The sequence below is a fragment of the Microbacterium sp. Gd 4-13 genome (genome assembly GCF_003095395.1).
Lineage (GTDB): Bacteria > Actinomycetota > Actinomycetes > Actinomycetales > Microbacteriaceae > Microbacterium.
This window is the reverse complement of sequence record NZ_QEIJ01000007.1, coordinates 119,842-145,846: the sequence shown is the minus strand read 5'-3', so window position 1 is coordinate 145,846 and position 26,005 is coordinate 119,842. Positions and strand designations below refer to the sequence as shown.

Sequence of the window (26,005 nt, the reverse complement as noted above, 5' to 3'; positions counted from 1 at the left end):
CCCTCACAAAACGCTGCGCATGATCGTGTGTCAGTAAAACGCGCCGACGACACCGCCCCGGGCGCGAGCGCTTTCGCCGCTACGCTCGCCGCCATGGGGAACTTTTCGTCTGGCGCGCCCGCGCGCGGATTCGCAACGATCGACTTTGAAACGACGGGACTCTTCGCGGAGACCACAGACCGAGCCATCGAGGTCGCGGTCGTGCACTCCGATCCGGACGGGACGATCACGGGGCAATGGGACACGTTGATCAACCCGCAACGCGACCTCGGCCGGCAGGACATCCACCGCATAGCCGCACGAGACATCCTGAACGCACCCATCTTCGCGAACATCGCGGGCGAGCTCCTCGAGCTGCTGTCGGGCCGGGTCATCGTCGCTCACAATGCGTCGTTCGACCTGCGCTTCTTGAACGGCGAACTCGGACGTCTTGACTATTGGCCCGGAGAGCAATTCGCGTATGCCTGCACGATGCGCCTCGCGCGCACGCACCTCGGAAGTGGGCTCGCACTCGCGGATTGCTGCGACGCGTTCGGGATACCTCTTGAGAATGCCCACCGCGCATCGGCCGACGCCTACGCCACGGCGCAACTTCTGGAGGCGTTCCTCGCCAGCACGAGCGGGGCGGAGTGGGAGCCGATGTTGGCGTCAGCACCGATCTTGCCTGCGTTCAGCGGGGATCGCGCTCCGTGGTTTGCGCGGGAGCACGTCGCGACGTCTGCACCGGGATTCCTCGCTCGCATTGTCGTGAGAGTGCCCGACGTCGCCGAGACCCACGAGCAGGCCGAGTACCTGGCGCTCGTCGAACGCTGTCTTCTCGACCGCTATCTCTCTGAGCATGAGAAGAATGCGCTCGTCGCGCTCGCTGAGAAATTGGGAATCGGGCGAGACACGGCGGAGCGGCTCCATCGGGACTACTTCGTCGCCCTCGCCCGTCTTGCGTGGGCCGACGGTGTCGTCACGGATGAAGAACGCGGAGACCTGGAACTCGTCGCGGCCCTTCTCTCGATCAGCGATGACCTGATGACGGAAGTCCTCTCAACGCCGCCAGCCGAACCCGCGGTTGCCATCGCAGTTGGTGAGTTCCTCCTGGCACCGGGTGACGAGATCGTGCTGACCGGCGAGATGACCCACCCCCGGAGTAGCTGGGAAGACAAGCTCCGCGACGCGGGGTTCACCCCGAAGTCCGCCGTGACGAAGCGTATCGCGCTGGTCGTCGCGGCGGATCCCGATTCTCTGTCAGGGAAGGCACGCAAGGCGCGGGACTACGGCATCCCGATCGTCGGTGAAAGCTGGCTCGAAGCCTTCCTCAGCTCTCGGTGAGCAGCCACGAGCCTCGGCCGTCATGAGGCGCGGCCACGCCGCGGGGTCACTCCGCTGCGATCAGTGCCGCAGCATCCTCGATGAATCCGAACACCGCGGTCTGGTTGGTCGTCAGCGTCTGCGCATCGTCGGCGCGGGCGAGCACCGTCAGCACGATCGGCTCGGCACCGTCGCGCTCGAGATACCACGATCCGGCGAGGACGCCGATCGAACTGCCGCCCTTGAACGCGACGTGGGTCCACTCGTCACCGAAAGTGATGCCGGGATTCGCCGAGAGCAGTTCGCGCAGCGGCCCACCTGCCGCAGTCTGCGCCTTCTGCTGCAGGGCGACGTGCGCCCGGGCGATGTCGTCGTGCGTCGCGAACCAGTCGACGCCCTCCGGCCAGCCGGGCTGAACCTCGGCGGCGTTCGCGAGCGACGGCACACCGGCCGGGATCTCGGCCAGCACCGCGTCACGGGCAGCGGTGTCGCCCGACGCCCAGCGCTCTCGCAGAGCCGCGTCGTCGAACAGCATCCAGAACATCTCGCGGGTCGTGAGGAACGGCGTGTTGACCTCGGGCGTCGCGTGGCCCATGTCGACGAGGGCGGCTTCGACGGCGTCGCGGCCGACCGCACGGATGAGGGCGTCGGTGCCGGTGTTGTCGCTGATCGCGATCATCTTCTGCGCCGCGTCGAGCACGGTGACGGTCGAGCCGTCGGGGAGGTTCTGCAGCTCTCCGCTCGGGAGGCTTCGTACCTCGGCATCGATGGTCACCGTGTCGTCCCAGGCGAGGGTGCCCGCATCGACCGCGGCGACGACCGCGCCGAGAACCCAGAGCTTGAACACCGACCCGATCGGCGAGAGCGACGACTCCCCCATCAGCCTCACCGGCTCATCGGCGCCCGACTCTGTCACCTGTATCGACACCTCGTAGGGCGCGTCCTCGATCTGCGACTCGAGCTCATCCCAGCTGGCGGCCGGGGTGCGCGCACCCTGCGGTTCGCCGAAGAACAGGCCGTTCATGCTGCCGTCATCGCCGACCGACACCGACATGTCGTAGGTGACCTGCGGCGACTCGATCGTCACGCGCGCCTGCGTCTCGGTTCCCTCGTACGCGACGGGCGCCCACGGCGCCGCCGCGCGCAACTGCTCGAAGACCTGCTGCAGATCGGAGACCGCCATCTGCTCGAACATGATCGGATCGAATCGACCCTCGAACTCGGCCTGCTCGCTCGGCGCACCGTTGATCTCGGTCAGCACCCACGCGGCCTGCGTGCCGACGGGGTTCGAAGGGATGGCCACCCGTTCTGACGGCTCTGGCGATGCCGGTTCGGCGGGCGAGGCACACGCCGTGATGACGAGCGCGGCGGCAGCGAGGAGAGCGACGGACAGGGATCGGAGCGGGCGGAGAGTCTGGGGCGAGATCTTCACCCTTCGAGCCTCGGCGCAATCCGCGTCGGGCGCCTCCCCCGCGCGACGGAATTCCGGCGCAGCCGACACCCGGATCGTTGCGTCGACCCGCGCGGTGTGCTCGGGTGGTGGCATGTCTTTCTTCCCGCCCGACCCCGAGATGCCCGAGTTCGACGACGCCCCGGCGGTGCGATCTCCCTGGTGGACGGCGCCGACCGACCGCCTCCCGGTTCTCTACCCGGCGAGCGAGATCCTCGCGACCACCGAGCACCTGGCGATCGCGCTCGTCGGCGTCGATGTCTACTCCGACGGCGTCGAGATCCGCATCGAGCGGAGACTTCGTCGCAACGACCTTCCGTACGACGAGTGGCAGCGCATGAACAACGCGTTCATGGAGCACTGGGCCGGTCACGGTGCGTCATCGGCCGGGCGACTGCGATACGGGGTCGTGCTGAGCACCGGCGAACAGGTGCTCTCCGATCGCCCCTTCGGCTTCGCGGGTGACCCGATGTCGCCACCGGAGAGCTCATCGCTCGTGCGAAGCGGCGGGGGCGGCGGCGGAGACGGGCACTCGTACTCGTCGAACGACGCGCTCTGGCTCTGGCCCCTCCCTCCGTCGGGGTCGCTCGAGCTCGTTCTCCAATGGCCGACGCTGGGCGTTCCCGAGACGCGCACCTCTCTCGACGTCTCGTCGTTCGGCGAACTCGCTGAACAGTCCAGACCGTTCTGGCCGTGACGTTCGCGGCGATGAGACGATCGCGCGTGAAACGCCGTCAGACCGACGCGGGCTCGCGGTGCCGCAGAACGCCGGAGTCGAGCGCCGTATACGACACCACCTTGTAGCCCTCCAACTCGAAGAACACGGTCGCGCGGTCAGCCTCGACGCTCATGACCGTGCCGTGGCCCCATTCGCGATGCTCCACCGCCTCGTCGACGGCGATCGGAGCACCGACGGCGTCAGCGGTGGCCTCATGCCGCCGAGCCTCGTGCCGCTCGCAGCCGTCGCAATTTCCGCACCACTGCGGACCCTCGACGCCGAAGTAGTCGAGCAGCACTCGACGCCGACAGTGCGAGGTCTCGGCATAGGCGCGCATCATCGCCAGCCGCGATTCGGCGACGCGCTCCCGCGACGCGAGCGCTGCCTTCACCGCGCGCACGACGGCCTCGACGCGGCGGTCCGCCGTGGCTCGTACCCCCGACGCGGTATCGACCAGGCCGGCGTCGACGAGATCGTTGACGAGGCGCGACACCGTGCGCGACGGCACGTCCACCGCTTTCGCGAGCTCGGACATCTTGCTCCCCGGAGCTGCCACGACCGCGGCCCAGATCGCGCGCAGAGAGGGCTTGTCGACGGAGCGCTTGGCGAAGAAGCGCCGCAGTCCGAGATCCTCGGCGCGGTAATGCAGCGCGCCGGTGGCCGGCTCGCCGTCGCGGCCGGCTCGCCCGACCTCCTGGTAGTAGGCGTCGAGCGACTCGGTCGTGGTGGCGTGGAGCACGAAACGCACGTCTGCGCGGTCGATCCCCATCCCGAACGCCGAGGTCGCGACGACGACGTCGAGCTGCCCCTCCCGCCAGCGGTCCTGCACCGTTCGACGCTCGGGAGCGCGCAGCCCCGCGTGATACGCGGCAACCCTGCGCCCCTCAGCCGCGATCTCGGCGGCGTACAGCTCGGTATCCTTGCGAGTGGCGACGTAGACGAGACCGGGCGCGGTCCAGGTGCGGGCCTCCGCCACGACGGCGGCGCGCTTGTCGCCCTCGCTCTCGTGGCGGTGAACGACGAGCCGTATCTCGGGGCGGTCGACACCGTGCACCTGCACCTCGGGATCGACCATGCCCAGGCGTTCGACGATCTCCTCGCGCACGGGCCCGGAGGCGGTCGCCGTCATTGCGAGCACCGGCGGATCGCCGAGCTCGTGACGCACGTCGGCGAGGCGCAGATAGTCGGGCCGGAAGTCGTGGCCCCACGACGAGACGCAGTGCGCCTCGTCGACGACGAGCAGCGAGACCCTGGCGGCGGCGAGCCGGGCGACGTTCTCGTCCTTCGCCAGCTGCTCGGGAGCGAGCAGCACATACAGCGGGCCGCCCTCGTCCACGCGATCCCACGCGCTCTCCTGAGCCGCAGCGCCCAGGGCGGAGTTGATCGCGACCACGGCGGGTGCCCCGGGTGCGGCGTGGATCGACGCGAGCTGGTCGGCCTGGAGAGCGACGAGCGGTGACACAACGACGACGACACCACCGCGCTGCGCACCGGCGATCTGGTACACGGCCGACTTGCCGCCGCCGGTGGCGAGGACGACGAGAGTGTCGCGCCCCGCGACCGACGCCTCGATCGCTTCACGCTGCCCCGGCAGGAGCGTCTCCCAGCCGAAGATCTCGCGAGCGACGCGATCAATGGATGCTGCGGGAAGACGGGAGGAGCTCACGCTCGGACGCTAACAATCCCGATCCTGCGATCCGTGCCGCTTGACAGCACCATCCCAGGCGCTCGGGCGATCGCGACATCGGTGGAATCGGTCGAGTTCGGTGCGTTCTGCGGCCGAACTGCACCGGACCCGCCCGACTTCACCGACGTCGCTCGATGCGCGTGCCGGGCGCTTGGGGAATCCTGCGACCGCGACTCCCCCAGCGTCGGCGCGATCTCATGCATTTGGACGAACTTCGGCGCCCGATTTTCGCCGCGCCCCGTGCAGGTATACATCGTCCACGCGCGTCCACACTGGCCTTGCAGCCCACGACCACCTCCCGGCGGCGGACATCCTGCCGCGAGAGGTCTTGATGCGCTGAAAGTACGGGAGTCGAATCACTTTTGCGAGCACGGCCGATGCCAGTACTTGACAAAACGCATTTATACATGTTGCATCGATCCAGTAAACCGTGCACCTCGCGGACCGATGCGCATCCGACAAGGAAGTCAGGAGAGAGTCATGAGAATGACAGTTCACACCGCTCCTCGCGTCTCCGCGCGTAGGGGTCTCGCGATCGCAGCAGCCGTCGCGGTGGCGGCCGGCACGCTCATGTGGGGCGCCGGCGCCGCCCCCGCGAGCGCCGATCCCACCACGTCTCCCGGCCCGCTGGCCGAAGGCGACGTGATCTACCAGGTGCTCGTCGACCGGTTCGAAGACGGCGACCCCACCAACAACGACCAGGGCGACGGCGAGTACGACCCCTCCGACCTCGGGTTCTATCACGGCGGCGACTGGGCGGGTCTGACCGACAGGCTCGGCTACATCGCCGACCTGGGCGTGACGGCGATCTGGCTGTCGCCCGTCTCCGAGCAGCAGCCGCTCTCGCGCGACGGGCAGGAAGCCAGCTACCACGGCTACTTCACTCGCGACTTCGCGACGCCGAACGCGCATTTCGGCGACCGCGCCGAGTTGCAGGAGCTGATCGACACCGCACACGGCCTCGGGCTGAAGATGATCCTCGACGTCGTTCCGAACCATACGGCCGACTACCTCGCGGGCACATCGACGACCTATTCGCCGAGCACCTACAAGCCGGCGAGCCCGCTCGACAACGCGTCGTACTTCCATCACGCCGGCGACTGCCTCTTCAACGGACTCGAGACGCAGACCCAGATCGAGAACTGCGACCTCGGCGGGCTCGACGACCTCGATCAGTCGAACCCGGTCGTCTCGGCGCACCTGATGAACACGTACAAGGACTGGGTCGACATGGGCTTCGACGGCATCCGAGTCGATGCTGCGCGCTCGGTGCCGAAGCCGTGGCTCGCCGCCTTCGAGGCCGAGATGGGGGTGCCGACCTTCGGCGAGGTGTTCGTCGGCGACGTCGACTACGTCTCGGAGTACCAGGACTACGAGTGGGGCGTGCTCGACTTCCCCTACTTCTTCACCGTGCGCGATGCGTTCTCGGCAGATACCGACATGAACAAGCTCGGCGACCTCTTCGACCAGGACAGCAAGTACGCGAACCCGAACCGGCTCGAGACGTTCCTCGACAACCACGATCGGGCGCGATTCCTGACCTGGGCCGACGACAACTACCAGCGGTTGCGCTCGGGGCTCACGTTCCTCCTGACCTCCCGGGGCGTGCCCGTGATCTACTACGGCACCGAGCAGGCCGACGACGGTAACGGCAACCCCTACGAGGTGCCGATCGCGAACAAAGACAACCGCAAAGATATGGAGAGCTTCGACCAGAACTCGAACCTCTACAAGCACATCCAGCGATTGACCGCGATCAAGGCCGCCTACCCGGCTCTGCAGGTCGGCACGCAGCGCGAAATGTGGTCCGACACGTCCGTCTACGGGTTCTCGCGACGCGTCGACAGCACGGGCGCCGAGGCGATCACCCTCTCGTCGAACTCCTGGGCGACGCAGACGCGCACGGTGCCGCTGCGCGCCGAGAGCTCGATCACGGTCGGCACGACGCTGACGAACCTCATGAACACGAGCGACACGGTGATTGTGACGGCCGGCGGGGTCACGGGAAAGCAGATCACCGTCGCTCTCGGTGAGCACGAAAGCAAGGTGTACGCACCCGGGACCCCGGTGTCGGCCTACAGCCCCGAGGCGCGCAACACCACGAAGATCCGCGTGCACTACAACGTGGGTCTCGGGCACAGCATCGCGATCCGCGGCGACGAGTACCCGTTCACGTGGACCTCAGGTCGCGGTGCTCGCAACGTCGCCTCCGACGTCTGGGAGTTCGAGCTCGAACGCATCCCCGACGGTGAGACCTTCCAGTTCAAGCCACTCATCGACGACGTCACGTGGTCGACCGGAGGCAACTTCACCGGGACGGGCGGCGATGTGATCGACATCTACCCCACCTTCTAACCCCCACTCCCGGGCGGCGCCGACATGTCGGACGCCGCCCGGGACCACCGAAAGGATGCTTGTGAGCCACACCATCGAACGGCCCTCTCCCCTCGACACGGCCGGGCGCGCCTTCTCCTGGCGTGACGCGGTCGTCTACCAGGTCTACCTGCGGTCGTTCCGCGACGCGAACGGCGACGGGATCGGCGACCTCGGCGGCCTGAGCCAGGGGCTCGACGCGATCGCGGCACTCGGCTGCGACGCCATCTGGCTGAACCCCTGCTACGCCTCGCCGCAGCGCGACCACGGGTACGACATCGCCGACTACCTGACGATCGACCCGGCGTACGGCACCCTCGAGGAGTTCGACCAGGTGGTTCGACGAGCGCACGAGCTCGGGCTGCGCGTGCTCATGGACATGGTGGCGAACCACTGCTCCTCCGATCACGCCTGGTTCCAGGCGGCGTTGGCCGCCGCGCCCGGCAGCGACGAGCGGGCGCGCTTCATCTTCCGCGACGGCCTCGGCCCCGACGGCGAGCTTCCGCCGAACAACTGGGACAGCGTGTTCGGTGGTCTCGCCTGGACCCGCGTCACCGAGCGCGACGGACGGCCCGGGCAGTGGTACCTGCACTCCTTCGATGCGAGCCAGCCCGACTTCGACTGGCGTCACCCCGCTGTGGCCGAGTACTTCGAGAACGTGCTGCGATTCTGGTTCGAGCGGGGAGTCGACGGCTTCCGCATCGATGTCGCTCACGGCCATTTCAAAGACGCGGCCCTGCCCGACCACCCGGGCGGTCGCGGGCCCGACGCCGGCCACAACCACGGTATGTGGGACCAGCCGGAGGTGCACGACCTCTACCGCTCATGGCGAGCGCTCGGCGGCACTTATGAGCCCGAGAAGTACTTCGTCGGCGAGATCTGGGTTCCCTCCGCCGAACGGCTGGCCGATTACCTGCGACCCGACGAGCTCCACAACGCGTTCTCCTTCGATCTGCTCGTGCAGCCGTGGTACGCCGACCGGTTCCGGAGGGCGATCGACACCGGACTCACCGTCGGGCGCGGGTGGCCGGCCTGGACCCTGGCGAACCACGACGTGCACCGTGCCGTCACCCGCTACGGCCAGGAGCAGCCGCTCGATGAAGCCCTGCCGACCGACATGATCGCCGCGGCGCGACGCAGGGGCCCGGCCGACCTCGATCGCGGGCTTCGCCGTGCGCGCGCGGCAACTGCCCTCGCCCTCGCGCTCCCGGGGTCGATGTACCTCTATCAGGGCGAAGAACTCGGGCTCCCCGAGGTTCTCGACCTGCCGGATGCTGCGCGCCAAGACCCCATCTGGACCCGCTCGAACGGCACCGAGCTCGGGCGCGACGGGTGCCGCATCCCTCTCCCGTGGACGCGGGAGGGCAGCACCTTCGGATTCAGCGACGGGGAGGCCGACACGACCTGGCTCCCCCAGCCCGCCTGGTTCGGCGCCTTCGCGCGGGCGACGCAGGCCGCAGATCCCGACTCGATGCTCTCGTTGCACCGCGACCTTCTCGCCACGCGCCGCGCCCACCTGAGCGGGGCGGAGCCGCTCGTCTGGCTCCCCACCGCAGGTGACGAGGTGCTGGCCTTCCGACGCGGGAACGTCGTCGTCATCACGAACTTCGGCGCCGCGCCCTTCACCCCGCCGTCGACCTGGGGCGTCCTCGCACCGCTTCTCGCCTCTCAACCGCTGACGGATTCCGCGACGGTGCCACCGGAAACGACCGTGTGGTCGACGCTGCACCGCGTTGCCGCAGCCTGAGCATGTATACATTCCCGTTCATATCTTCGAACCCGAACAGCAAGGAGAAACCCATGAAACGCAGGTCCACCGCCGCCGTCGTCATCGGAGCCGTCGGCGCGCTCATCCTCTCGGGATGCGCCGCGAACGGCGCACCCGGCGACGAACCCGTCGAGGTCACCGTCTGGCACTACTGGGACGGCACCAATGCCGACGCGTTCGACGCGATGGTCGACACCTACAACGCTTCCCAGTCTGACGTGAAGATCAGCGCGTCGAACGTGCCGAACTCCGACTTCCTCACGAAGCTCCGAGCCTCCGCGACGTCCGACACCCTGCCCGACATCGCCATCGGCGATCTCGTGTGGGTGCCTCAGATCGCCGAGATCGGCACGCTGGCCGACCTGAAGGGCCGCATCCCCGACGACACCCTGTCCGACGTCAACGACGCGCTGACCTCCTTCGGCACGATCGACGGCAAGCAGGTCTCGGTGCCGGTCTCGGCGAACAACCTCGGCTACATGTACAACAAGACCCTCTTCGCGGAGGCAGGACTCGACCCCGAGAATCCCCCGACGACGTGGGACGAGCTGAAGAAGGCCGGGAAGGCGATCCTCGACCAGACCGGCAAGCCCGGCTACGACCTCTACACGCAGGCCGGGGACAGCGGCGAGGGCCTGACCTGGAACTTCCAGGTCAACCTCTGGCAGACGGGCGGCGAGTTCCTCACCCCCGACAACTCCGCCGCGGCTTTCAACACCCCCGAGGGCGCGAAAGCCCTGCAGTACTGGGTCGACCTCATCGATTCGGGTGTGAGTCCGTACGCGAAGTGGGGCGAGTTCGAGAAGGGGCAGGGCGGTTCCGCTCAGGAAGGCTCGTGGATGGTCGGCATCTGGGCGGCCGACCCGCCGTTCGAGTTCGGCACCGCGCAGGTGCCCTACCCGAGCGACGGTGAACCGGCTACGAATCTCGGCGGCGAGCAGGCCATGGTGTTCGAGAACTCCGACGCCGAGGCCGACGCCGCCGCCGGGTTCCTGTCGTGGTTCCTCGAGGCCGACCAGGTGACCGAGTGGAGCAAGAAGACCGGGATGTTGCCGGTGCTCGATTCCGTCGCGACCGGCTCGGAGTACCTCGAGTGGGTGGAGTCGACCGAACCCCGCCTTCGCCCCTATGTCGAGCAGATGGCGAATGCTCACGCCCGCCCGAACACGCCCCTCTACCCGACGGTGTCCCTCGCGTTCGCGCAGGAGATCGAGAAGGCGCTCGCCGGCGAAGCATCCGTCGACGACGCGCTCAACGCCGCCGAGCGAGCGGTCAACGCCGTCCTGAAGAACGGTTGAGCGGACGATCGTGACATCGGTACCCACCCGGATCCGCCCGGCGCAGTTCGCGTCGGGCGGGTCCGCCCCCGCACGGCGGCGCCGGAGAGGGGATCGCGAGCAGATCGTCACGGCGCTGCTGTTCCTCGTTCCGGCGCTCGTGATCCTCGGCGTGTTCGTCGTCTACCCGATCATCAACGCCGGATACACGAGCCTCACCTCGTGGAACGGCTTCGACCCCGTCAAGGAGTTCATCGGACTCGACAACTACGTGCGGCTCGTGCAAGACCCGGCGTTCTGGAACAGCCTGCTTGTCACCGTCGTCTACGCGACCGGTGTGTGCGTGCTGTCTGTCGCCACGGGACTCGCCGTCGCACTGCTGCTCGATGCCCCGATGCGGGGGCGCGGCTTCTATCGCAGCATCTACTTCCTCCCCGCCGTGACCTCGTCGGTCGCCGCCGCGATCGTGTGGAAGTACATGCTCGATCCCGCCGGTTTCGTGAACGCCCTGCTCGCACAGGTCGGCATCGCGGGCCCCGACTGGCTGCAGGAACGGTGGCTCGCGCTCGGCGCGCTGACCGCGTTGACCGTGTGGAAGAACGTCGGCTTCAACGCCGTGCTCTACCTCACGGCGCTGCAGGCACTGCCCCCGGCCGTCTACGAGGCGGCGCAGCTCGACGGGGCGAACGCGTGGCGACGCCTGCGGCACATGACGATCCCCCTCCTCGCCCCGATGACGTTCTTCGTCGTCGTGCAGGCGCTCATCACGAGCTTTCAGGCGTTCGATCTCGTCTACGTCCTGACCGAGGGCGGACCGCGGGGCGGCACCGACGTGCTCGGAATGTTCATGTACCGCACGGCTTTCCGACTCGGCGATTTCGGCTACGGGACGGCCATCGCGTTCGTGACGCTCCTGCTCGTGCTCGGCGTGACCCTCGTGCAGTGGCGAGCCAGCGGCTCAGGACGGAGCGACCGATGAGACAGCCCCTCGCCCTACGCCTCGGGCGCCACGCCCTTCTGATCGCCGGCGCGGCGCTCGTCGTCGTGCCGTTCCTCTGGATGTTCACGACATCGCTGCAGAGCCGCGCGGAGACCTACACGAACACGTCGGTCATCCCGACGTCGTGGAACTGGGAGAACTACCTGACCGCGTGGGAGGCCGCACCCTTCGGTCAGTACTACCTCAACAGCGTCGTGATGGCGGTCGGGATCGTCTCGAGCCACCTCGTCTTCGACGCCATGGCCGCCTACGCGTTCGCGCGGTTGACCTTCCCGTTCCGCAACGCGATCTTCGTCGTGCTGCTCGCCGCGCTGATGGTTCCGACCTTCGTGACGATCATCCCGGCCTACACGATCGTCGCCGACCTGGGCTGGATCGACACTTATGCGGCCCTGATCGTCCCGCGCATGGCCGACGTGTTCGGCATCATCCTGCTGCGTCAGTTCTTCGTGTCGATCCCGCAGGAGCTCGAAGACGCGGCGCGCATCGACGGCTGCAGCCGCATCGGCACCTTCCTGCGCATCATCGTGCCGCTCTCACGCCCCGCGTTCGCGACGCTCGCGATCTTCAGCTTCCTCTTCGCCTGGAACGACTTCCTCTGGCCCCTGCTGGTGACGAACACCGACGAGGTACGCACGATCCAGATCGGGTTGTCGTCGTTCGTCGGCCGGTACGGCACGAGCTGGAACTACCTGATGGCCGGCACCCTGACGGCGACGATCCCCAGCATCCTCGTCTTCCTCTTCTTCCAACGCGCCCTCGTGCGCGGCATCACCACCTCCGGACTGAAGGACTGACATTCCATGACCGTTCCCGACTGGCTCGCCGACGCCGTCTTCTACCAGATCTTCCCCGAGCGGTTCGCGAACGCCGACCCCTCGCTCGACCCCGACGACGTGGTGCCCTGGGGCTCGACGCCGACGCCCGACAATTTCTTCGGCGGCGACCTGCAGGGCATCATCGACCACCTCGACCACATCGTCGCGCTGGGGGCGAACGCCCTCTACCTGACACCGGTCTTCGAGGCCGACACGAACCACCGCTACGACGCCACCGACTACTTCTCGATCGATCACCGGCTCGGCACCCTCGAGACCTTCCGCGCACTGATCGCCGAATGCCATGCACGAGGCATTCGCGTCGTGCTCGACGCCGTGCTCAACCACTGCGGCAACGGCCACTGGGCGTTCGAAGACGTCGTCGAGAACGAGGCCGACTCGGCCTACGTGAACTGGTTCTCGGTCGAGGGGTTTCCCGTCACCGCCCACCCGACGCCGAACTACCGCACCTGTTCGGGCTGCTACTACCTGCCGAAGTGGAACGCGTACAACCCCGACGTGCGCCACCACCACCTCGACGTCGCGCGGTACTGGATCGACCAGGGCATCGACGGGTGGCGCCTCGACGTGCCGTACTTCATCAACCACACGTTCTGGCGCGAGTTCCGCACCGCGGTGAAGAGCAAGAGCGACGACCTCTACATCGTCGCCGAGGAATGGCGCTCCCCCGTCGAATGGCTACAAGGAGACACCGCCGACGGCACCATGAACTACACCGCCCGCGACCTCATCCTGGGCTTCAGCGCCGATCGCAGCACCGACGCCTACGCGCTCGCCGCCGGCCTGAACGCACTCCAGGCCGAGATCCCCACCGGATTCCACCAGGGCATGCTCAACCTGCTCGGAAGCCACGACACCGAACGGGTGCTCACCCGGCACGAAGGCGACGTCGAGGCCGCGCTGCTCTCGTACGCCCTGCTGTTCTCTCTCGAGGGAGCGCCGATGGTCTACTACGGCGACGAGGTCGGACTCACCGGCGACAACGACCCGGGGTGCCGGGGCACGATGCCCTGGGACGAGGAGACGTGGAACACACGGCTCCTCGACGGCATCCGCAGCTTCGCAGCGTTCCGCGCACAGCATCCCGCGATGCGGCGGGGGCGGCAGACCGCCGTGGCCCTCGACGCCGACACGATCGCGATCGTGCGGGCGGGCGAGCACGAACGGGCCGCCGTGATCGTGCACCGCGGCGAGGGGACGACCGTCGACATGACGGCGGTGCCCGAGCTCGCGTCGCTCGATGAGGACGTCATCGTGCTCGGACCGCGCGGCACGGCGTCGCTCGGGGGCTCTGCGTGACAGGCAGGCGGGTGACCATGCGAGAAGTCGCCGAACTCGCGGGAGTGTCGAAGTCGGCGGTATCGCTGGCGTTCAACGATCCGCGCAAGCTCTCCGACTCCACGCTGCAGAACATCCGCGCGGCGGCGGACGAACTCGGGTACGCACAAGATCCGGCGGCACGGATGCTGCGCACACGGCGCACCGACAGCCTCGCGCTCCTTCTGCCGCAGCAGTTGGACAACGTGCTGCAGAACCCGTACTACACGCAGTTTCTGCAGGGCATCGGCCAGACGTGCCACCGTGAGGGCTTCACCCTCCTGCTCGCTCCCCCGCTGCGGGGGTCGATGCTGCGCGCGATCCCCTACGCCGCCGTGGACGGCGTCATCGTCTCGGGTTTGGAGTACGACCGGGGGGAGGTCACGGCGCTGAGGCACCGCCGCATCCCGTTCGTGCTCGTCGACAGCGAGTGGCACGACGACGTTCCAAGCGTCGAGATCGACGACGGGCAGGGTACCGCGGAAGTCGTCGACTACCTCCTCGGCCTCGGGCATCGCCGGATCGCTTTCGTCGTCTTCGAGACGGGCGTCGAGGGCGGGTACGGCGCGTGGCGCGGTCCTGTTCGCCGGCGCATGGACGGCGTGCGCCGGAGCCTCGGCGAAGTGGGTCTGTCAACCGACGACCCAGGTATCACGGTGCTCGAAGTGGCATGCACCCGCGGCGGTGGCACGGAGGCGTTCCGGCGGCTCTGGGCCGAACCCGAGCCGCCGACTGCGATCGTGGCGTTCAGCGACATCATCGCCTTCGGCGTGCTCGACGCCGCTCGCGCCGCGGGGGTCGACGTGCCCCGCGCGCTCTCGGTGACCGGGTTCGATGACCTGGCCGAGGCGAGCTGGACAGCGCCGAGTCTCACGACCGTGCGGCAACCCATCGCGACCAAGGGCCGCCTCGCGGCGGAATACCTCGTCGAGGCGATCGCGACCGACAAGCCCGCCGAGATCCGCCACCAGCGGCTGCCCACCTCGCTGCTCGTCCGCGCCTCCACGGCTCGCGCGGCGTGATTCCCAACCCACGGCGAACCGATGGTGTCGGCGATTGCTCCGATGGCACCGACGACGCGCGGGCTGAGCGCGCGCCTAGGGTGGCGGAATGACCACCGTCACCTACGCCGAGGTCGGCGCCACCGCGAGCGAACTGCCCCCGGGGTACCACCACGTTCGCATGAGGCGTGTCATCGGCCACGGGCGAGCGGTGTTCGATCGCGCCTCCGACGACCTGTTCGCCGGTCTCGTGCAGCGACGGGCCGGTGCCCGCATCCGGTTATCGGACGTGCCGCTGCGTGAGGGCACGCGCGTGCGCATGCTCGTGAGCGTCGGGCCGCTCTCGTTTCGCATACCGTGCCTCGTCGTCTGGGCGGAACGGAGCGCAACCTCGGCCGGCTTCGCCTACGGCACTCTGCCCGGTCACCCCGAGCGCGGAGAGGAGCGCTTCGAGCTGAGCCTCTCCCCCTCCGGTGAGGTGACCTTCACGATCACCGCATTCTCGGCCCCGGGCCGGTGGTTCACCCGGCTCGGGGGCCCGCTCGCCCGCCTCGTGCAGTCGCGGATGACGCGTCGTTACCTGGCCGCGCTGTGAGCTCGCGGGCCAAGCCGAATCCTCAGTCCGCTGCTCGAATCCACGCTCTAGTGACGCCCCACGATGCGGATTCACGCACATCTATGTGGATTGGACGCGGCGCGCCCGTTCAGGATGCGGCATCCGACTTCATCTCGGGGCACACCCCGCCGGGGTCGGTGGCCAGCTCGTAGTGCCATCGCTCGTTCGCGTAGGTCTGACAGATGCCGTAGCGGGAGCCGTTCGTCATCAGCCAGAACTGCGCGTCGATGGGGCCGATGTCGATGCCGTCGCCAGTGACGTGGGTGGAGCGATCCGGACTCGCGACGTACTGACGAGCGACCTCCTCGCTCGCGTAGAGCTCGATCGCATCCTCGAGCAGCCATTCCTGATACTCGACGGAGCGCCACCCGCTCATCACCCGGAACGAGAGGCCGTCGTTCGCCGCATCGGCTTCGGCCGCACGCATGGCGTCACGCAGTTCGGGGTTGAGGCGGGCGATCGCGGCTACTTCGTCGTCGAGCGTCACGGTCTCACCCTCGGCGATGAGGCCGTCTTCTGCCGTCGGTGAGAACGGTTCGAGCGTGGTGAACGGCGCGACCGCCGCCGAGAATGCGCCCGCGACCGCGATGGCGATCGCGCCCGCAATGAGGGCCGCCGCGATCACCCCGGCCACGACGAACACGACGCGCCGCCTCCGCGCGGACGAGCGACGGACGGGAGCGGCGACAGCAGGAGCATCGAGCGTGAGCATGAGGCCCATCCCACGCGCGCCGATGTTGTCGCGCCGTACGCACGGGAGGATACGACCGCGATACGTGCGCCGCTCTACGCTGATGCCATGCGCGTGCTGATCGTCGAGGACGAGCTCTATCTCGCCGAAGCGATCCGCGACGGGCTGCGACTCGAGGCGATCGCGGCCGACATCGCCGGCGACGGCGACACCGCGCTCGAGCAACTCGCGATCAACACGTACGACGTGGTCGTGCTCGACCGCGACATCCCCGGACCGAACGGCGACGAGATCGCGCGCCGCCTGGCCGCCGAACCCGCCTCGCCCCGCGTGCTCATGCTCACGGCCGCCGACCGCTTGGACGACAAGGCGGCGGGGTTCGAAAGCGGCGCCGACGACTACCTCACCAAGCCCTTCGCCCTGCGCGAGCTCGTGCTGCGGCTGCGCGCGCTCGGGCGGCGGCCGGCAGCATCCACACCTCCGGTGATCGAGGTGTCGGGGGTGCGGCTCGACCGGTTCCGCCGCGAGGTGTTCCGGGATGGGCACTACGTGAACCTCACGCGCAAGCAGTTCGCCGTGCTCGACGTGCTCATGACAGCCGGAGGCGGCGTCGTGAGCGCCGAAGACCTTCTCGAACGGGCGTGGGACGAGAATGCCGATCCGTTCACCAACGCCGTCCGCATCACCATCTCGACCCTGCGCAAGCGTCTCGGAGAGCCCTGGGTCATCGAGACGGTGCCCGGCGTCGGCTACCGGATGACGGCATGACGACGCCACCGCCCTTCCCCACAGAAGGTGCGGTGGCGCCGAGTCGAGAGGGTCAGACCGCGACAGCGATGACACCCGTGATGATCAGGGTCAGCAGCGTCGTCCACAGGACGATCGCGACGCCCTGCCAGAGCAGCACCCGCGCTTTCGGCACGCCCGAACCGGCGAGCGCCGCCGCGGTGAAGTGTGTCGGCAGCAGCAGGGGCCCGAGCAGGCTCACGCCGACCACGCCATAGCGGTGGAAGGCCCTCTGAAACTTCTCCCGGCGTGCCGAGGCCGGCTTACGGGGCTTCGATCTCGTCAGCGCGGCCCGGATCTGCGCCCCCAGCAGCACGACGATGGCCACGGCGACGAAGTTGCCGAGAGCACCGGCGATGGCGGCGATCACCGGGTTGATGCCGCCGATGATACCGATGGATGCTGCGCCCTCACCCTCGATGAACGGCACCGCACCGGCGACGAAGACGATGAGAGGTTGCGCCCATTCCGGAAGCTGCGCGATGAGGTTCTGGAATCCGAGGATGAGGTCGGCGACGGGGTTCATGGGGAGCCTTTCCGTGGGGATGCCGTGTGCAAGCGGCGGTGATTCCATCCCAGCCGCCACCCCCCGCCCCCGGCAGTGTCGTCGCGTCACGTTCGGCCGGGATGATTCCCGGGCCGACCCATGACGAATGTCACGACCCTGCGGCCGCACGGCACGGGGCACGCACGGCTGGCTACCGTGGAGACATGACCACGCCGACGAGTGCCCCCGACCGCGGTCCGCGCATCGGCGATCGGGCGCTCGGCCGAGGCGTCACCGCGACATGGTGGTACACCGCGACAGCGCTCGTCTTCTTTCAGATCATCACGCCGCTGTCGTGGGTCGCATGGATTCCGCTGCGATACGACGACACCGCCGGGCGGGTCGAGCTGGGGCTCTGGCTGGGACTGGCAGCGACGATCTTCGCGGTCGCCGGTCTCGCCGTGCTGCTGCGCGAGTACCGACCGACCGCGATGGCGCAACGCGACGAGGAACGTCGCGGACTCCGCGTCGGCGAGCTGGTGGGCATCGGCATGATGCTCGTGGCCGCTTGTCTGCTGGGGGTGGCCACCGGATCGTGGCTGGCCGGGGTCGGTGTCGTCGCCGGGGCACTCAGCGCGTGCGCCTGGCCGCGTGGCATCCGCTGGCGCGTGGTGATCGGACTCACCGTCGTTCTCATCGCGCTGTGGGTGGTCGAGGCGCCGGCGCTGTCGACGCGATCCGACCTCTACGTTCCGGCGCTGTTCACGACCCTGCTGCCCGCCACGTTCGCCTCGTCGATGTGGTGGTGGGTGATCGTGCTCGAACTCGACCGCGCCCGGGAAGCCGAGAGCGCGCTGGCCGCGACACGTGAACGCCTGCGCCTCGCGAACGACGTGCACGATCTGCAGGGGCACCACCTGCAGGTGATCGCTCTGCAACTCGAGCTTGCCGAGCGTCTGCTCACACGCGACGACCCCGACGGCGCGGCCCGCGAGATCGCACGGGCACGAGAAGCGGTCGACGACGCACGCCAGGGCACGCGCGACCTCGCGTCGCAGTTCCGGGGCGTGCCTCTGCCCGACGAGCTCGAGAACGCGGCGGATCTGCTGCGGTCCGCGGGTCTGCAGGTGACCACCGACGTCGACGCCGACGTCGGGCGCATCGACGCGCTCGGCCCGATCGTGCGAGAGAGCGTCACGAACGTGCTCAAGCACGGCGGCGGACGGCACGCGTCGCTGTCGCTCGCGCGGAACGCCGAGCGGTGGGTGTACCGGATCGCGAACGACGACCCCGGCGACGACGACACGGGGTGGGGATCGGGGCTCGACGGCATGACGGCGCGCGCCGAAGCGGTGGGCGGCGAAGTGCGGGTCTCACGCGAGGGTACGACGTTCGCGCTCACGGTGACGCTGCCCGCCGACGCAGCATCCGTCGATCAGGAGCAGCTCGCATGATCCGCGTTCTGATCGCCGACGATGAAGACATGATCCGCACGGCGCTCGCATCGCTGCTGCGACTCGAAGACGACCTCGAGGTCGTGGCCGAGTGCCGCACCGGAACCGACGCCGTCGCCGAAGCGATGCGCGTCGAGCCCGACGTATGCCTGCTCGACCTCGAGATGCCCGGGCTCGACGGAGTGGAAGTCGCGGAGCGGCTGCGCGGCAAGAGCGCCGCGCGGTGCATCGTGGTGACGCGGCACGCCCGGCCCGGAGTGCTGCGGCGCGCACTGCAGGCCGGGGTCGAGGGGTTCGTGCCGAAATCGCGGCGCGCGGAGGAGGTCGCCGAGATCATCCGCCGCGTCGCATCCGGACGCCGCTACGTCGACCCCGAGATCGCCGCCGACGCCCTCGCCGACGAGCGGAGCCCGCTGACCGACCGCGAGCTCGACGTGCTTCGTGCCGGTCAGCGCGGCGAGACGATCGCGCAGATCGCCGCGACCGTGCACCTCTCCCCCGGCACCGTGCGCAACCACGTGTCGTCGGCGCTCGGCAAGCTCTCGGTCGCCACGCGCCAGCAAGCGACCGTGATGGCGCAGGAACGCGGGTGGATCTGATCGGCATACGCCGGCGATACGGGCGTCGACCTAGGCTGACTGCATGCCGGTGACCGCAGCGGGCTCCTCTCGCGGGCGGGGCCTCTCGCTCCAGGCGAAGCTCGCCCTCAGCTATGCCGGGTTCATCGTCGTCGCCGGCATCGCCCTGTTCGTCGTCGGGTTCTTGCTGCTGCGTTTCGTTCCCGACGGCAACCTGAACCTGGACGGCGGCGGGTTCGTACCCAACCGCAGCGACCTGCTCGAGGTGTTCGTCCGCTACGCCTGGTGGGCGATGGCCGGACTCATCGCCTTCGGACTCATCGGGGGCTGGGTGCTCGCCGGGCTCGTGCTGCGCCCGCTCGGACGGATCGCGGATGCTGCGCGGCGCGTGCGCGACGGACGATTCGACCAGCGCGTCGCCCTCCCCGGACGACGCGACGAGCTCACCGACCTGGCCGACGCCCTCGACACGATGCTCGACCGCGTGGAGCACACGATCGCGGAGGAACGACGCTTCGCCGCGAACGCCTCGCACGAGCTGCGGACGCCGCACGCGATCATCCGCACGATGGTCGAAGTCGGCCAGGCCGACCCGGCCGGCCGGGACATTGACGTGCTACTCCAGCGCATCGGCTCCACCAACGACCGTGCGATCGCGACGACCGAGGCGCTCCTCACCCTCGCCCGCGTGGGCCGCGGCGGACTCCCGATCGAGACGATCGACCTCGCGGCGGTCGCCTCGATCGCGCTGAAGGACGTGCAGGCAGAGGCGGAGGCGCGCAGCATCCGCGGTCGGGTATCGCTGCCCTCCGCCGAGATCACGGCGAATCGAGCCCTGATCGGTCAGCTCGCCGCGAACCTGCTGCACAACGCGATCGTGCACAACGAGCCCGATGGCTGGGTGAGACTGACCGTGACGCCGGGCGATCGATGGGCGGCGCTGACCGTGGAGAACAGCGGTGTCACGCTCGACCCCGCGGTCGCCGCAACGCTGACGGAGCCGTTCGTGCGCGGCGCCGGACGCACGCGTACCGAGTCGGGGCACCAGGGCGCGGGGCTCGGCCTCGCGATCGTGGCGTCGATCGTGCGTGCCCACGACGGGGCGCTCGACGTGACGGCGCGCCCCGAGGGCGGTCTGCTCGTGCGCGTCGTGCTGCCGCGCTGAGGTGGCGGGCACGTCTGAGCCGTCTCCGGCTCAGAATCCAGGAAGAACGGCGCAGCAGCGGCCCGTGCGGCGCCGCGAGACGGGTTTCTTCCTGCATTCTGCGCATGAGACACGGCTCACGGGCGACCGGCCGCCCGCGGCTGACATCTCCGGCGGTGCCGCGCTACTGGACGGTGGCAGTCAGGCGAGCGAGGTTGTCGAGCACCTGCACCGGCACCCGGCGCTGCAGCCACTCTTCGAGCAGCACTTCCTTCGAGCGCGACCGGTAGTCGTTCTCGATGTGGCGCAGGTCGTCGACGAACTCGCGGCCGTGCACGAGCAGCGACACCTCGAAGTTGAGGCTGAACGAGCGCATGTCCATGTTGCTCGACCCGATCACGGCGACTTGGTCGTCGATCGTGAAGTGCTTAGAGTGCAGCACGATCGGCTTCTCGTACAAGAAGATGCGCACACCGGCCCGCAGCAGCGCCTCGTAGTACGAACGCTGCGCGTGGTAGACGAGGAACTGGTCGGCGACCTCGCACGCGAACAGCTGCACGTCGACCCCACGCTCGGCCGCGGTCGTAATGGCGTAGAGCATCGAATCGTCGGGCACGAAGTACGGGCTGGCGATGATGAGCCTCTTCTGCGCCGAGTAGACGAGCGCGTTGAAGAGCTTGAGGTTGTTCTCGCCGTCGAACCCCGGTCCGCTCGGCACGACCTGGCACTCGAACGTGCCGGGGTCGCTGTGGTCGACGGTCATCTCGTCGACGTCGGAGACATCAGGTAGCTCGTCGGTTTCGCTGTACCAGTCGGTGATGAAGAGCGCGTCGAGACCGATCGCCGCCGGTCCTTCCAGGCGCACCATCAGGTCGACCCACTGCAGACCGCGCCGGATGTTGCCCTTCTTGTTGTAGCTGCTGTCGATCATGTTCTGCGATCCGGTGAAGGCGATCTTGCCGTCGACCACGACGATCTTGCGGTGGTTGCGCAGATCGGGGCGGCGCCACATGCCCTTGGTGGGGTGGAAGGGCAGCATCTCCTCGAACCGGATGCTGTTCTCCTGCAGCCATCGACGGGTGTTGCGCCCCTCGGGGTTCGTGATCGTCGCCCAGTGGTCGAAGAGCACGCGAACCTGCACGCCTCGCTCGCTCGCGCGCTTCAGCGCATCGAAGAAGCCGATCGTCGTCTTGTCGCGCGCGAGGATGTAGAACTCCACGTGCACGTACCGGCGCGCCGCATCGACAGCATCCGTCATCGCCGCGATCGAGCCCTCATAGTGCGGGTACAGTCGCGCGGCGTTGCCCTCGAGCAGGGGCATCGCCCCCAGGGTGCGGTTCAGCTGGGCGACCGATGCGAACCACGGCGGGCGCGGATCGTCGACGATCTCCTCGTCGATCCCCTGCGTGTGCTCGAGAATCAGGTCGTTGATCTCGCGCTGGCGATTGCGCCGGTCGCGCGGGAGCTTTGAGCTTCCGAAGAGGCCGAACAGCAGGCTGCCCGGGATCGGCGCGATGAAGATCGCCATCAGCCAGGCCATGGCCGACGTAGGGCGCCGGTTGCGGGGGACGGCGATCACGGCGACGACGCGGATCACGATGTCGACCACCAAGACGACCGGTGAGAGCGTCTTGACCAGGGCCGGGATCCGGGAGACGAGGGCGCGCCATTTCATCTGCTGATCCTGTCAGTCCTGAGAGCCGCCGCGCGCACGTTCACGCGATCCGCCGCTCCCCGGGGCGGATCACACGCCACCACTGGTGGCCGTACCCGCCGAGTTCGACGTCGAATCCGCGGTCGTCCAATGCCACCGGCGCAGGGTCGTCGCCGAGCAGGCTGACGACGCGCCAGCCTTCGTCGGCACCCGCGATGTCGATGCGGAACGTGCGTCCGTCGGGTGCGAAGTTGTGTGCCGCGACGAGCATCCCGAGTTCGCTTGTCACCGAGTGCGCGAGCACGCACGAATGCGGCTGGTCGAGGATCGCCAGCTCTCCCCAGCCGATCTCGGGGGCAGCCCGATACGTGCGGATCAGCTCCTGCACGAAGCGCAGGAACGACCCGGGATCGTGCCGCTGCTGTGAGACGTTGATGTGCTGCGGAGCAAACCCGCCCGCGACGACCTGCGCGACCATGTCGTCGGGGTCGGCGTCGGAGAAGCCCGCTCCGGCAGCATCCGTCCACTGCATCGGCGTTCGCACCGCGGCACGGCTGCCCGTGATGCGGGGGTCTTCCCCCATTCCGATCTCTTCGCCGTAGTAGAGCACGGGGGCTCCCGGTAGCGAGAAGATCAGACTGTAGACCATGCGGATGCGGCGGGGATCGCCCTCGAGCATCGACGGCAGGCGGCGGGTGATGCCGCGATCGTGGATGCGCTGACCTTTCTCGGGCGCGAAGGCCTCGAACACTTCTTCGCGCTCGTCGGCGCTCAGTTGATCGAGGGTGAGCTCGTCGTGGTTGCGCACGAAGTTGCCCCACTGATTGCCGAGGGCGATCGAGGGGCGGGAGAGCAGCGCGTCGCGCAGGGGCGCTGCATCCTGTCGCGCGAGAGCCAGGTAGAGCCGCTGGTTGGCGACGAAGTCGAACTGCATCGTGAGTTCGTCGCCGTCCGAGTCACCGAAGAAGGCGAGCTGCTCGTCGTAGGGCAGGTTGACCTCGCCGAGCAGCATCGCCGCCCCGCGCCGCCGTGAGACGTAGCCGCGCAGAGTGCGGAGGAACTCGTGCTCGGGACCGCCGTCGCCGTCGATGAGGAACGGCACGGCGTCGACGCGGAATCCGTCGATGCCCAGCTCGAGCCAGAAGCCGAGCACCTTCGCGATCTCTTCGCGCACCTCGGGGTGATCGGTCGCGAGGTCGGGCTGGTGCCGGTAGAACGAGTGCTTGTAGTACTGCCCGGCCGTCTCGTCGAAGGTCCACACGCCGTCTTCGACGTCGGGGAACATGCTCGCCGGCGCATCGTCGGGCACGTCGTCTCGCCACGAGTAGAAATGGCGGTAGCGGCTGTCGGGGCTCGAGCGTGCGTCCTGGAACCACGGATGCTCGTCGGATGTGTGGTTCACGACGAGGTCGACGATCACCCGCATGCCGCGGTCGCGGGCGGTGCGGAGCACCTCGACCATGTCGCCGAGGGTTCCGTAGCGCGGATCGACGCCGTAGTAGTCCTGGATGTCGTAGCCGTTGTCGCGCTGCGGCGACGGGTAGAACGGCGCGAGCCACAGACAGGTGACGCCGAGCTCGGCGAGATAGTCGAGGCGCTGCGCGAGTCCGCGCAGGTCTCCGACTCCGTCGTCGTCGGTGTCGAGGTAGGTCTTGACGTCGAGGTTGTAGAAGACCGCGGTCTTCCACCACAGGTCGCTGGTATCGGTGAGTCTCATCGCGCGACCTCCGGTCGGAGGTCGGGTGCGCGGAGCGGGGTGGTCGTCATCGGAGCCCTCTCGGTGGGACGGTGGCGGCTGGTCCCTCCGTTCTACCGCGCCGACCTGGGCGGGTCGCAGGGGTGGCGGGTCTCGATGATGTATGGGCTCACCGCCCCGCGCGGTGCGGGATGCGGGTCACGATCGCGCCCGCTATGCGCGGAACCGTGACGGCGGCGACGCCGACGACAGCGCCGAGTGTGTTCCAGAAGACGTCGTCGAGGTCGGGAACCCTCCCCGGAATCGAGGCCTGCGCGTACTCCACCGCCGCCGACAGGCCGAAGCCCGCCACGACCGCGAGCGGCCACGCGCGGCGATGCAGCAGGAGGGCGATCGTCGCGCCGAGAGGCACGAACATGAGCACGTTGAGCACGCGCTCGGCGTCGCCGTAAGGAATGGCGTCGACCAGCGGGGCGAGCGAAGCATCCATCAGTCGCATGAACTGCCCGCGCGCGGGCGACACGATCGACCTCGGGGCGAGCGTGAGCAGCGCGACCATACCGACCGCGAGCGCGGCGGCGAAGAGGCGGATGCTGCGGGTGGTGGCAGCGGTCATCGAAACGGCCCTTTCCGCCGGCTCGGGCGGGCCGACGTGACGAGTACACCCGCTGCGGTGTTGCGGGAGCGTATGCGTATGCGTCGCACCTGAGTTGCCACGAATGGGGCGCACGACGCCTCGGGATACCCCGCATTGCGGCAACTCACTCCCTCGGGAGTACGGTGCGAGCATGAGCGAACGCGCGATCACGAAGCACTGGACGCCCCGGGCGTTCATCTACCTCGCACTGTCGATCGTCGGACTGGTGTGGACCTTCGCGCTGAACGCCTGGACGGTCATCGAAGGACGCAACTACTTCGCCGACCTGTTCGGCAGCGGCCCGGCGGTGTCGTCGATCGGCGTCGACCTGCTGGTCGTCGCCATCGCCGGGGTGGTGCTGATCTTCGCCGAGGCCCGGCGGCTCCGCATGAAACGCGCATGGCTCTATGTGGTGCTCTCGGCGGTGACGGCGTTCGCCTTCACGTTCCCGCTCTTCCTCGCGATGCGGGAGCGCAAGATCGCGGCGCGCGAGGCCGGCGACGGCTGATCCGCCCGCATAGCTCACCCCGGCCCGCCTCGCCCGACCGCCCCGCTCCCGCTCCCGCTCCCGGGATAGCGTCCGCACCAACGGCGTCGCGGCCGAGCTGTCGCACACCGCGATTGCGGCAAGCACGGCGGACCAGCGCGTGAGGGCTCAGCGCACAGCAGGCGCAAGAAACCCGATGATGCCCACTTCGGCGTCGCCGATCCAGAGGTCACTGCCGACCACGTAGGCAGATCGGCCGTAGCTCAGCCATGTGTCGACGCCGTCGCAGACCTCGGTCGATACGACCACGTCGCGGAAGATCGCCACCCCGTCACTATTCAGAGTCCACGTGCCGGAGAACGCATTGCAGCCGTCGCTGCCGCTCAGGGTGCCGTCGGTCGAGATCACGAGGTGCGGCGTGCCGGCTCTCTGGACTCCCCACAACCCCTCGGGTGTGGGCGGGATCGGCGGCCCGTTGGGGCTCGGGGTGATCTCGCCGCTCGCTATCCGTGCGTTCCGCTCATGCATCGGAGCGAAGCCGTACTCGCGAATAGCCGTCGCCGAAACGATCACCGACAGTACGAGGACGAATGCGGCGAGCGCCGACCATTCCGCCCGCCTCCCGGCCGCGAGGAGCGCCAGGGCGATGGCGACCGCGCCGATCATCACCGCTCCCACGGCCCAGGGGTACACCTCGATCGGCCAGTACAGGTACTGCTCGCGACAATCCCCCGAGCAACCGACGAGGCTGAAGCCCTGGAAGAGCAGCCAGATGTACCCCGCCGCCGCGAGAAGCGGTGTCACGATCCACAAGAGCGGACCGACCACACCGAGAACATCACCCCGCGAGTGCTCTCGAATGCGGCTTGCACCGAGGTCGCGGCGTGTCATCCCGCCACCGTAGCGGGGGCACGTCGGCGAGAGTGCCCGTTTTCGCTGAGGGTGCCCGAAAACTCAGCCTCGTTCGGCGCAAACGGGCACCTTGGGCGCAACACCGGCCGCTCAGCGCGCCGAAGGCGCAGCGCCGTGGGAACACCCCGCCG

At 68.4% G+C, this 26,005-nt stretch carries 23 protein-coding genes; 15 read left to right on the top strand and 8 right to left on the bottom strand.

The annotated features are described in order from the left end of the window. Positions 1–27 precede the first annotated feature (27 nt). Positions 28–1,323: an exonuclease domain-containing protein gene (locus tag DEA06_RS13495; RefSeq protein WP_240606951.1), complete on the top strand. Its 1,296-nt coding sequence runs from the start codon at positions 28–30 to the stop codon at positions 1,321–1,323. A gap of 46 nt (positions 1,324–1,369) precedes the next feature. Here DEA06_RS13495 and DEA06_RS13490 read toward each other — a convergent pair whose 3' ends face one another. Continuing rightward, complete coding sequence (locus tag DEA06_RS13490; RefSeq protein ID WP_133241775.1) at positions 1,370–2,605, bottom strand: serine hydrolase; 1,236 nt, start codon at positions 2,603–2,605, stop codon at positions 1,370–1,372. 241 nt (positions 2,606–2,846) lie between these two features. Between DEA06_RS13490 and DEA06_RS13485 the strand changes: the two genes are divergently transcribed. Next, the gene (locus DEA06_RS13485; protein ID WP_116648522.1) at positions 2,847–3,449 is read left to right on the top strand and encodes a hypothetical protein; all 603 of its coding nucleotides are present in this window, start codon (positions 2,847–2,849) and stop codon (positions 3,447–3,449) included. A 37-nt stretch (positions 3,450–3,486) separates the two neighbouring features. Here DEA06_RS13485 and DEA06_RS13480 read toward each other — a convergent pair whose 3' ends face one another. Next, positions 3,487–5,136, bottom strand: a complete 1,650-nt coding sequence (locus tag DEA06_RS13480) for a RecQ family ATP-dependent DNA helicase (protein ID WP_240606950.1) — start codon at positions 5,134–5,136, stop codon at positions 3,487–3,489. 501 nt (positions 5,137–5,637) lie between these two features. Between DEA06_RS13480 and DEA06_RS13475 the strand changes: the two genes are divergently transcribed. The 8 genes from DEA06_RS13475 to DEA06_RS13440 all read left to right on the top strand — a co-directional run bounded on the left by DEA06_RS13475 (position 5,638) and on the right by DEA06_RS13440 (position 15,327). Then, positions 5,638–7,512, top strand: coding sequence for an alpha-amylase family glycosyl hydrolase (locus DEA06_RS13475; protein WP_240606949.1), 1,875 nt, complete (start codon positions 5,638–5,640; stop codon positions 7,510–7,512). A 61-nt stretch (positions 7,513–7,573) separates the two neighbouring features. Beyond that, on the top strand, positions 7,574–9,277 hold the full coding sequence (locus tag DEA06_RS13470) for an alpha-amylase family glycosyl hydrolase (RefSeq protein ID WP_240606948.1): 1,704 nt from the start codon (positions 7,574–7,576) through the stop codon (positions 9,275–9,277). A 53-nt stretch (positions 9,278–9,330) separates the two neighbouring features. Then, positions 9,331–10,596, top strand: a complete 1,266-nt coding sequence (locus DEA06_RS13465) for an ABC transporter substrate-binding protein (protein ID WP_116648519.1) — start codon at positions 9,331–9,333, stop codon at positions 10,594–10,596. Positions 10,597–10,606: 10 nt separating this feature from the next. Further along, complete coding sequence (locus DEA06_RS13460; protein ID WP_116648518.1) at positions 10,607–11,554, top strand: sugar ABC transporter permease; 948 nt, start codon at positions 10,607–10,609, stop codon at positions 11,552–11,554. Then, a complete protein-coding gene (locus DEA06_RS13455) occupies positions 11,551–12,372 on the top strand; it encodes a carbohydrate ABC transporter permease (protein WP_116648517.1) in 822 nt (273 codons plus the stop codon). The genes DEA06_RS13460 and DEA06_RS13455 overlap by 4 nt, the downstream gene beginning before the upstream one ends. Positions 12,373–12,378: 6 nt before the next feature. Then, positions 12,379–13,713 (top strand): glycoside hydrolase family 13 protein, encoded by a 1,335-nt coding sequence (locus DEA06_RS13450; RefSeq protein ID WP_116648516.1) that lies wholly within the window; start codon positions 12,379–12,381, stop codon positions 13,711–13,713. Positions 13,714–13,730: 17 nt separating this feature from the next. Further along, a complete protein-coding gene (locus DEA06_RS13445; RefSeq protein WP_116648515.1) occupies positions 13,731–14,753 on the top strand; it encodes a LacI family DNA-binding transcriptional regulator in 1,023 nt (340 codons plus the stop codon). A gap of 88 nt (positions 14,754–14,841) precedes the next feature. Beyond that, positions 14,842–15,327: a DUF1990 domain-containing protein gene (locus DEA06_RS13440; RefSeq protein WP_116648514.1), complete on the top strand. Its 486-nt coding sequence runs from the start codon at positions 14,842–14,844 to the stop codon at positions 15,325–15,327. Between the two features lie 109 nt (positions 15,328–15,436). Here the strand turns inward: DEA06_RS13440 and DEA06_RS13435 are convergent, their stop codons facing one another. Further along, entirely contained in the window at positions 15,437–16,060 is a 624-nt protein-coding gene (locus tag DEA06_RS13435; protein WP_116648557.1) for a M15 family metallopeptidase, read from the bottom strand. Between the two features lie 87 nt (positions 16,061–16,147). Between DEA06_RS13435 and DEA06_RS13430 the strand changes: the two genes are divergently transcribed. Further along, the gene (locus DEA06_RS13430; protein WP_116648513.1) at positions 16,148–16,807 is read left to right on the top strand and encodes a response regulator transcription factor; all 660 of its coding nucleotides are present in this window, start codon (positions 16,148–16,150) and stop codon (positions 16,805–16,807) included. A gap of 52 nt (positions 16,808–16,859) precedes the next feature. Here the strand turns inward: DEA06_RS13430 and DEA06_RS13425 are convergent, their stop codons facing one another. Continuing rightward, positions 16,860–17,351 (bottom strand): small multidrug efflux protein, encoded by a 492-nt coding sequence (locus DEA06_RS13425; protein ID WP_116648512.1) that lies wholly within the window; start codon positions 17,349–17,351, stop codon positions 16,860–16,862. 185 nt (positions 17,352–17,536) lie between these two features. Between DEA06_RS13425 and DEA06_RS13420 the strand changes: the two genes are divergently transcribed. Genes DEA06_RS13420 through DEA06_RS13410 form a run of 3 tightly spaced genes read left to right on the top strand, consistent with a single transcriptional unit; the run spans position 17,537 to position 20,509 of the window. Beyond that, complete coding sequence (locus tag DEA06_RS13420; protein ID WP_165818011.1) at positions 17,537–18,766, top strand: histidine kinase; 1,230 nt, start codon at positions 17,537–17,539, stop codon at positions 18,764–18,766. Further along, the gene (locus DEA06_RS13415; RefSeq protein WP_116648510.1) at positions 18,763–19,365 is read left to right on the top strand and encodes a response regulator transcription factor; all 603 of its coding nucleotides are present in this window, start codon (positions 18,763–18,765) and stop codon (positions 19,363–19,365) included. Before DEA06_RS13420 ends, DEA06_RS13415 begins: the two co-directional genes overlap by 4 nt. Positions 19,366–19,408: 43 nt before the next feature. After that, a complete protein-coding gene (locus DEA06_RS13410) occupies positions 19,409–20,509 on the top strand; it encodes a HAMP domain-containing sensor histidine kinase (protein ID WP_116648509.1) in 1,101 nt (366 codons plus the stop codon). A 163-nt stretch (positions 20,510–20,672) separates the two neighbouring features. On the opposite strand, the gene cls is transcribed toward DEA06_RS13410, so the two are convergent. The 3 genes from cls to DEA06_RS13395 form a co-directional block, all read right to left on the bottom strand. After that, the gene (gene cls / locus DEA06_RS13405) at positions 20,673–22,163 is read right to left on the bottom strand and encodes a cardiolipin synthase (RefSeq protein WP_116648508.1); all 1,491 of its coding nucleotides are present in this window, start codon (positions 22,161–22,163) and stop codon (positions 20,673–20,675) included. 40 nt (positions 22,164–22,203) lie between these two features. Beyond that, a complete protein-coding gene (locus tag DEA06_RS13400) occupies positions 22,204–23,859 on the bottom strand; it encodes an alpha-amylase family protein (RefSeq protein WP_116648507.1) in 1,656 nt (551 codons plus the stop codon). 148 nt (positions 23,860–24,007) lie between these two features. Then, on the bottom strand, positions 24,008–24,454 hold the full coding sequence (locus DEA06_RS13395) for a VanZ family protein (RefSeq protein WP_165818010.1): 447 nt from the start codon (positions 24,452–24,454) through the stop codon (positions 24,008–24,010). A 172-nt stretch (positions 24,455–24,626) separates the two neighbouring features. Here DEA06_RS13395 and DEA06_RS13390 point away from each other — a divergent pair, with 172 nt between their 5' ends. Then, the gene (locus DEA06_RS13390) at positions 24,627–24,983 is read left to right on the top strand and encodes a DUF2834 domain-containing protein (RefSeq protein ID WP_165818009.1); all 357 of its coding nucleotides are present in this window, start codon (positions 24,627–24,629) and stop codon (positions 24,981–24,983) included. A gap of 147 nt (positions 24,984–25,130) precedes the next feature. Here the strand turns inward: DEA06_RS13390 and DEA06_RS13385 are convergent, their stop codons facing one another. After that, positions 25,131–25,853, bottom strand: coding sequence for an META domain-containing protein (locus DEA06_RS13385; RefSeq protein WP_133241774.1), 723 nt, complete (start codon positions 25,851–25,853; stop codon positions 25,131–25,133). Positions 25,854–26,005: the final 152 nt, after the last annotated feature.